Here is a 7714-nt window from a genome sequence, read left to right as displayed (position 1 = left end):
GAGGTATGTGGTGACCGTCCGATGGTGCCTGGATACCTCGACTCCGGGGTCGCCCGCCGGGTGGAGGTATCTGGTGACCGGCCGGTGGCGTCCAGATACCCCGATGCCCGAGGATCCTCCGGTTGGGACCGGTAGAAGCCGGAGGATCGACGGTCAGGATTGGTAGTCTGCAGGAGTGTCTTCACGAGGCGGGCTTCTCGATCTCGACGCAGCCACCGTGCGCCGGGCCCGAGCACTCGCACGGCGCGCGGGGCGCCCCGTCGTCGACCTGGCGCGATCGCATACGACGGTGTCGGTGGAGCGCGCCACGCTGCGGCTCGCCGGACTGAGCGGAGCCGACCACGAGAAGGTGCCCTGGGTCAACCACCTCGTCACCGCGGTCCGCGGGCAGGTCGGTCTCGAGCACGGCGTCGTCCTCCCGGTCTGGGACGCTCTGCGCCGCGGGGAGGCCGAGACCCTCGGGATGCTGGCGCAGAAGTCGGCGAGTGGATCCATCCGGTTCGAGGTCCCCGAGGGCAGGGCTGCCACCACTGCCGCGCGGGCCGGCCGCACCGCCGTCGCCCGTGGCATCCGGACCATAGACCGGCAGCGAGCGGTGCGGGACCGGCTCATCCGCCGGCACGGCGACCCGAGGCAGCGGCCGTGGATCTACCTCATCGTCGCGACGGGCGACATCATGGAGGACATCCCGCAGGCGCAGGCCGCCGCACGCGAGGGCGCCGACATCATCGCCGTCATCCGCTCGACGGGGCAGTCGCTCCTCGACTACGTCCCCGAGGGCGCGACGCGGGAGGGCTTCGCGGGCACGTATGCGACGCAGGAGAACTTCCGCCTCATGCGGGCCGCCCTCGACGAGACGAGCAGGGAGCTCGGCCGTTACATCCGCCTGACGAACTACGCGAGCGGCCTGTGCATGCCGGAGATCGCGACGCTCGCCGGTCTCGAGCGCCTCGACATGATGCTCAACGACTCGATGTACGGCATCCTTTTCCGCGACATCAACCCGATCAGAACCTTTGTGGATCAACGGTTCTCACGCCAGATCCATGCTCGGGCCGGCATCATCATCAACACGGGGGAGGACAACTACCTCACGACCGCCGACGCCGTCGAGGCCGCCCACACCGTCACGGTGAGCCAGCTGCTCAACGAGTACTTCGCCAAGGAGGCCGGGCTCGAGGACTGGCAGTTGGGCCTCGGGCACGCCTTCGAGATCAACCCCGACCTGCCCGACTCCTTCCGTCTCGAGCTCGCGCACGCGCTCCTCGCGCGGCAGCTGTTCCCCGACGCGCCGCTGAAGTGGATGCCCCCGACGAAGCACATGACCGGCGACGTCTTCCGCGGCTACCTCCTCGACGGGTTCTTCAACCTCGCCGGGGCGATGACCGGCCAGGGGATCCTCCTCGTCGGGATGATGACCGAGGCCGTCGTCACGCCGTTCCTCTCCGACCGGGACCTCGCCCTCCAGAACGTCCGCTACGTCCTGTCGGCCGCCGGTGGCCTCACCGAGGACTTCCACCCGCCGCGCGACGGGTTCATCCAGACGCGGGCCCGTGCGGTCCTCGACGACGCGGTGCGGCTGCTCGAGACGATCGCCGACGACACCAGGGGCCGCGGATCGGCATACCCCCAGCCGCTTCTCGCCGCCATCGCCGACGGGACCTTCGGCCTCATGAGGCGTCCGCCGACCGCGGGGAAGGGACTGGAGGGGGTATGCCGGAAGGCCCCCGGCTACGTCAACCCCGCCATCGACCTGCTCGAGAGCGGCCCGGCCGGCGTGACCTCGAGCCGCACCACCCAGGGTCGGAGCGCACGATGAGCGACCTCGTCCGGCCCTACGGCGACACGACGGGAGACGGCATGGTCCAGGTCTCCTTCACCCTCCCGCTGCCGCACGACAAGCGCGCCGAGGGGGCGGCGCTCCAGCTCGCGAAGAAGATGGGGATGGATCCGGCGCTGCTCGTCCACGCGAAGGCGATGGGCCCGGACTTCACCTTCTTCGTCGTCTACGGGAGCGTCACCCACCTCGTCGACCTCCGGGAGGTGACCGTCGTCGAGCGCGAGTACCCGCTCCTCACGGCGAAGGAGGTCAACGCGGCGGTCAAGCGGCGGCTGCGCCGCAAGCTCGTCGTCGTCGGCGCGTGCATCGGCACCGACGCCCACACCGTGGGCATCGACGCGATCCTCAACATCAAGGGGTTCGCGGGGGAGAAGGGGTTGGAGTACTACCGCGAGATCCGCGTCGTCAACCTCGGGGCCCAGGTGCTCGTCCCCGACCTCGTCGAGCGGGCCCGGGCCGAGCGGGCCGACGCGGTCCTCGTCAGCCAGGTCGTCACCCAGAAGGACGCCCACGTCCACAACACGACGGCGATGTCGGCCGCGTTCCGAGAGGCCTACCCTGCCGGGCAGGTACCGCTGCTCGTCGTCGGCGGCCCGCGCTTCGAGGAGGGCTCGGCATCCGCGCTCGGGGTCGACCGCATCTTCGGCCGGGGGACGACGCCGGGCGAGGTGGCCAGCTACCTCGTCGACGCGCTCATCACCCGGCGCGAGGCCGGCTCGAGGGCCGACCGGCGCAGCGCGTGAGCCGAGGACGTGAGGTGAGCGCGCGGCATACACTCGCCCGGCGTGCAAGCGCAGGATCCTCGAGACCGCCCGGACGACAAGGAGATCCATCGTGGTAGCCGAGGTCGGACTGACCGTCACCCACCGCCGGTACGTGCCCTACACCCACGCGCACTACGCGGGGAACCTCGTCGATGGCGCCTACTCCCTCGCCGCGTTCGGCGACGTCGCGACCGAGCTGTGCATCCGCACCGACGGCGACGAGGGCCTCTTCGCGTCGTACTCCGACGTGCAGTTCCGGGCGCCCGTGCGCGCCGGCGACGTCATCGAGATCACGGCGACGCTCGTGCGGGTCGGACGACGCAGCCGGGAGATGGAGTTCGAGGTCCGGGTCGTCGGGCGGGGCGCCCCGGCGCGCGGAGAGTCGGCGGCCGACGTCGTCGAGCCTCCCCTCGTCGCGACGACCGCCCGGGGGGTCGTCGTCGTGCCCGGCCCTGCCTGACCGGTCCGACGTCGACCGGTGCACCCGGCAGCGGTGGCCCGCCGCCGCGTGTGCTGGCAGGGCGGATCGGAGGATGGCGTGTCAGGGCCGCGTCACGGCATACTCGGGCCGTGCCGCAGGCTGCCACCGTCGACGAGGTCCTCACCCGGATGCGGGGGATCGATGCGTCCCTTCCCGCGGGCGACGGGGTCGCGGTGTTCAACCGCATGTATCTCACGGTGACCGAGCGGATCGCCGCCGGTCTCGCGTCGGGCGGGGCGGGTCAGGCCACGCCCTTCCATGACGTGCCGAGCGTCACGGACCTCGACGTGCGGTTCGCCGACCTGTTCTTCCGGGCCTACGACGCCGACGCGACCCACGGTCCCGTCCCGGTCGCCTGGCGTCCGCTGTTCCAGGCGCGGACCGCCGACTGCCTGCCGATCCAGTTCGCCCTCGCCGGCATGAACGCCCACATCGAGCACGACCTGCCCATCGCCGTCGTCGCGACGTGCACCGCCCGCCACCTCGACCTGGAGTCGATCCACGCGGACTACCTGGCCGTGAACGACGTCCTCGCCGAGGTGGAGTCGGCCGTCCGCCGGTCCTTCCTCGACGCTGCCGGGCGCGTCGTCGACGATCGCGTCGGGGCACTCGTCCACGTCGTCAGCTCCTGGGACATCACGGCCGCGCGAGACCTCGCGTGGGTCACGGCACAGACCCTCTGGCAGCTGCGGCACGTCGGGATCCTCCGGGACCGTTTCCTCGACGGGCTCGCGCATACGGTGGGGATGACCTCCCGGGTGCTGCTCACCCCGACGGGAGCCCGGCTCCCCTAAGCCGGCTGACGGCGCCGTGCACGTCGAGAGGCAGGGCCTGGATGGTCTCCCTCTTGGGAATCACGGCCGCCGGATGGGGCCACCGCGAACGCCAAGGCTCGTGTCGCGCTGGGCCTCACCCTTGGCGACGACCGGCCGGGGCGTGGTCATACCACGCGCTGCCGGTCAGCCGCCGATGTAGTTGCCGCCCTCCCCGCCGGAGTTGCTCGGGCCGCGAGGCGACCACATGCCGTAGTCCTTACCCGTCGGGTCCTCGGTGCCGTAGCGCGGCGAGCCCGCGAGCCGGTCCTCGGCTCTGGCGTGCCGGCGCTTCTTGCGGCGGTCGTAGGCCCAGCACAAGGCGAGCAGGGCCGCGACGGCGACGAGTGCGATGGTCCAGAACATGGCCCGACCTCCTCCGGCGGCCGCGACGGACCGCATAGCTCATTGGAGCACATCCGGGCCGGAAGGCCGTTCATCGCAGGATCCTGCGGCACAGGTTCCCGCAGCGGGCCGGCGGTATTCAGGTTTCTCACGGCTCATCGCCTACCGTTGAGTCGTGCAGCACGGCGTGACGACCCACCGCGCGGCTCGTCTCGCCGGAGCGGCCGGGTCGGGAGCGCTGCTCGTCCTCGCCTTCCCCGGGTACGACCTGTGGTGGCTCGCGCCCGTCGCCGTCGCCGGTCTCACGCTCGCGGTGTGGCGGAGCGGGGTGCGCTGGGCCATGCTCACCGGCCTCGTCTTCGGCATCGTCTTCTTCTCGTGGTCGCTGTCGTGGTCGGGGGTCTACGTCGGCAAGCTGCCGTGGTTCGCCCTCGCGGGGTCGCAGTCGGTCTACATCGCGCTCATGACCGGCCTCCTCGCCTGGCTCCAGGGCCGCCTCCTCGTCCGCGCTCGGCGGCTCCTCGCCTACGCGGTCGTACCGCTCGCCTGGGTCGCCCAGGAGTGGCTGCGCTCGACCCAGCCCTACGGCGGCTTCCCCTGGGTGCGGCTCGCCTTCTCCCAGGCAGACAGCCCGCTCGCCCGGTTCGCGGCCTACGGGGGTGCGCCCGGGGTCACCCTCCTCGTCGCGACGACCGGCGTATGCCTTGCCGCGGCCGTTCTCGCCCTCCGCCGTCGCCGCCCGGTGCGGGTGCTCGGCGGGCTCGTGACCCTCGGCGCCGTCCTTGGCCTTACGGCCCTCATCCCATTGCCCACGAACGGCGAGAAGGCGACCGTCGCCCTCGTCCAGGGCAACGTGCCGCAGGCCGGCCTCGACTTCAACGCCCAGCGGCGCGCGGTCCTCGACAACCACGTCGCCGGGACCCTCAAGCTCGCCGTGAGCCGCCCCGACGATCTCTCACTCGTCGTCTGGCCCGAGAACTCCTCGGACATCGACCCCCTGCGCAACGAGGACGCGGACGCCGAGATCCGCAACGCCATCGCCGAGGTCCGGGCCCCCATCATCGTCGGCGCCGTCCTCGACCAGCCGTGGCCCCAGGTCACGAACGCCTCGCTGTTCTACCGCACCCCGACGAGTCAGCCGCAGATGTATGCCAAGCAGCACCCCGTGCCGTTCGCCGAATACATCCCGAGCCGGTCCTTCTACCGGATCTTCAGCAAGAAGGTCGACCTCGTCACCCACGACTTCGTCGCCGGGCACAAGCGCGGCGCCTTCCTCGTCGACTCCTCGGAGGGAAAGTACTGGGCGCTGCCGACGATCTGCTTCGAGGTCGCCTACGACGGCCTCATGCGTGACGCGGTGACGCATACGACCGACCACCCCTCCCTCCTCGTCGTCCAGACGAACAACGCGACCTTCGGCTACACCGACGAGTCGACCCAGCAGTTCGCCATCTCCCGGATCCGGGCCATCGAGCACGGCCGGGCCGTCGCCCACGTCTCGACCGTCGGCGTGAGCGGTTTCGTCAACCCCGACGGAACGACAGGCCGCATCTCGACGTTGTTCACAGCAGACCAGATCGTCGGCCACCCGGTGCTCCGCAGCGGGCTCACGGTCGCCGACCGCATCGGGCCCATGCAGGACATCCTGCCGACCGCCCTCCTGCTGCTCGTCGCGGCCTACGGGCTGCGCCGTCCGCGGCGGGCTAGGGTCGGGACGCCCGCAGCACCCGACCAGGTGAAGGAAGCCGTTCCGTGACGAGCCCCCCCGCCGACACCGGCGCCGACCTCCAGCGGCCTCCGCTGCGCCGCGTGGCCGTCCTCATCCCGACGTACAACGAGCGGGAGAGCCTGCCTCGCGTCGTGGGCCGGGTCCGCTCGACCTGCCCCGACCTCGACATCGTCGTCCTCGACGACAACAGCCCCGACGGCACGGGTGCGGTCGCCGATGGGCTCGCCTCGGTCGACCCTCAGGTCCACGTGCGGCACCGAGGGGCGAAGGCGGGTCTCGGCGCGGCATACCTCGAAGGCTTCACGTGGGCGCTCGACGAGGGATACGACGCCGTCGTGGAGATGGATGCCGACGGCTCCCACCGGCCCGAGCACCTCCCCGCCATCCTGGCGGCGGCCGCCGACGCGGACGTCGTCATCGGGTCCCGCTGGATCCCCGGGGGAGCGGTCGCCAACTGGCCGGTCCACCGCAAGGCGTTGTCCGTCGGCGCCAACGCGTACACGCGGGTCCTGCTCGGTATGCCGGTCCACGACGCGACGGCCGGCTACCGGCTCTACCGGGCCGAGGCGCTCAAGGCGATCGGGCTCGACGACGTCGCATCGCAGGGCTACTGCTTCCAGGTCGACCTCACGCGCCGTGCCGTTCAGGCCGGGCTGACCGTCGTCGAGGTCCCGATCACCTTCGTCGAGCGCGAGGTGGGGGAGTCGAAGATGAGCCGGGCCGTCATGACCGAGGCGCTGACGAAGATCACGGCGTGGGGCGTCGCATACCGCGTGGGCCAGCTCCGCTCCGCCGTCCACCGGGAGCCGACATGGCACGAACTGTAGGCAGCACACCGTATGCGCGGCGCCGCGGCCCGCGCTGGGGCGGGATCGTCGCCGTCCTCCTCCTCGCGGCCGAGATCGCCTCGCTCGTCGTCGTCGGCAAGCTCGTCGGGCCGGGGATCACGCTGCTCCTCCTGCTCCTCCAGGCGGCCCTCGGGTTCTGGGTCATCCGCCGCGAGGCGCGGCGCGCGTTCCGCGACCTCCGCGGCCGGACGACGACGCCCGACGGGGTGACCGTCACCGACCCGGCTCCCGGCTGGGAGATGACGCACGCACCGCTCGGAGTTCTCGGCGGGCTGCTCCTCACCATCCCCGGCTTCCTCAGCGACGTCGCCGCGCTCTTCCTCCTCCTGCCGCCCACCCGCACGCTCGCGAGCAAGCTGCTCAAGGTGGCCGTCCTCGACCGGCTCGTCCGCCAGTGGACGGTCGTCACGGTCCAGGGGTCGACGACGACGGTCCGCACCCCGGACGGCACGACCCGCACGACCGGTCCCGACGGCACGACGCGCGTCACCGGGCCCGGTGGCCCCTGGCCCGGTGACGGGTCAGCTGGGACGACCGGCTCGACGGGGACGGTGGGCGAGGAGTGGCCGGGCGGTGGGCCGACGGCCGAGGGGCCGACGGTCATCCGCGGCGAGATCGCCGACCGCGACGACTGAGCCGCCCCGCTGCATCTTCCGCACGTGCCGAGAAGATGTCGTCGAACGGGCGTCGGGACAGCATCAACTCGGCACGTGCGGGGCCGGCGTGCCCCGGATGGTCGGCAGGTGCGGGGTTGTCGTGGTCAGATCGACGAAGCGACCACGGAAAACCCGCACCTGCACGGTGGTCGGCGTGGCCCGAGTCGGTGGTCGGCGTGGCCCCAGTCCTTCTGGGGAAGCTGATGTGAGCTATGACGCTGACCAGCTTCCCCACAAGG

8 protein-coding genes are annotated in these 7714 nt (G+C 71.5%); 7 read left to right on the top strand and 1 reads right to left on the bottom strand.

Annotation, left to right across the window (positions count from 1 at the left end; all coding sequences use genetic code 11):
* Positions 1-175: 175 nt before the first annotated feature.
* From kamD to BN12_RS22495, 4 genes are all read left to right on the top strand, one after another.
* On the top strand, positions 176-1819 hold the full coding sequence (gene kamD / locus BN12_RS22510) for a lysine 5,6-aminomutase subunit alpha (RefSeq protein WP_048555744.1): 1644 nt from the start codon (positions 176-178) through the stop codon (positions 1817-1819).
* Positions 1816-2583: a lysine 5,6-aminomutase subunit beta gene (gene kamE / locus BN12_RS22505; protein ID WP_048555743.1), complete on the top strand. Its 768-nt coding sequence runs from the start codon at positions 1816-1818 to the stop codon at positions 2581-2583. The genes kamD and kamE overlap by 4 nt, the downstream gene beginning before the upstream one ends.
* Before the next feature lie 91 nt (positions 2584-2674).
* Positions 2675-3064 (top strand): 3-aminobutyryl-CoA ammonia lyase, encoded by a 390-nt coding sequence (gene kal / locus BN12_RS22500; RefSeq protein ID WP_235432503.1) that lies wholly within the window; start codon positions 2675-2677, stop codon positions 3062-3064.
* A gap of 110 nt (positions 3065-3174) precedes the next feature.
* Positions 3175-3879 carry a DUF5995 family protein gene (locus BN12_RS22495; protein WP_200901281.1) on the top strand — a complete coding sequence of 235 codons (705 nt, stop codon included), beginning with the start codon at positions 3175-3177 and terminating at the stop codon, positions 3877-3879.
* Positions 3880-4044: 165 nt separating this feature from the next.
* Here the strand turns inward: BN12_RS22495 and BN12_RS22490 are convergent, their stop codons facing one another.
* Entirely contained in the window at positions 4045-4263 is a 219-nt protein-coding gene (locus BN12_RS22490; protein WP_157635633.1) for a hypothetical protein, read from the bottom strand.
* A gap of 154 nt (positions 4264-4417) precedes the next feature.
* On the opposite strand from BN12_RS22490, the gene lnt reads away from it, so the two are divergent.
* The 3 genes from lnt to BN12_RS22475 are packed head-to-tail and all read left to right on the top strand — an operon-like array spanning position 4418 to position 7454.
* Complete coding sequence (gene lnt / locus BN12_RS22485; RefSeq protein WP_053080172.1) at positions 4418-5998, top strand: apolipoprotein N-acyltransferase; 1581 nt, start codon at positions 4418-4420, stop codon at positions 5996-5998.
* On the top strand, positions 5995-6798 hold the full coding sequence (locus BN12_RS22480; RefSeq protein WP_053080171.1) for a polyprenol monophosphomannose synthase: 804 nt from the start codon (positions 5995-5997) through the stop codon (positions 6796-6798). The genes lnt and BN12_RS22480 overlap by 4 nt, the downstream gene beginning before the upstream one ends.
* The gene (locus tag BN12_RS22475) at positions 6783-7454 is read left to right on the top strand and encodes an FxsA family protein (protein WP_048555740.1); all 672 of its coding nucleotides are present in this window, start codon (positions 6783-6785) and stop codon (positions 7452-7454) included. Before BN12_RS22480 ends, BN12_RS22475 begins: the two co-directional genes overlap by 16 nt.
* Positions 7455-7714 lie beyond the last annotated feature (260 nt).

The sequence above is a fragment of the Nostocoides japonicum T1-X7 genome, assembly GCF_001046855.1.
Taxonomy (GTDB): Bacteria; Actinomycetota; Actinomycetes; order Actinomycetales; family Dermatophilaceae; genus Nostocoides; species Nostocoides japonicum.
The sequence above is the reverse complement of the archived record's forward strand: the minus strand, read 5'-3'. Positions and strand labels throughout refer to the sequence as shown.

What these genes read in the sequence shown, in the direction of transcription:
- kamE (WP_048555743.1), top strand. Translation starts at nt 1,816, where the DNA reads ATGAGCGACCTCGTCCGGCCCTACGGCGACACGACGGGAGACGGCATG.
- BN12_RS22475 (WP_048555740.1), top strand. Translation starts at nt 6,783, where the DNA reads ATGGCACGAACTGTAGGCAGCACACCGTATGCGCGGCGCCGCGGCCCG.
- BN12_RS22490 (WP_157635633.1), bottom strand. Translation starts at nt 4,263, where the DNA reads ATGTTCTGGACCATCGCACTCGTCGCCGTCGCGGCCCTGCTCGCCTTG.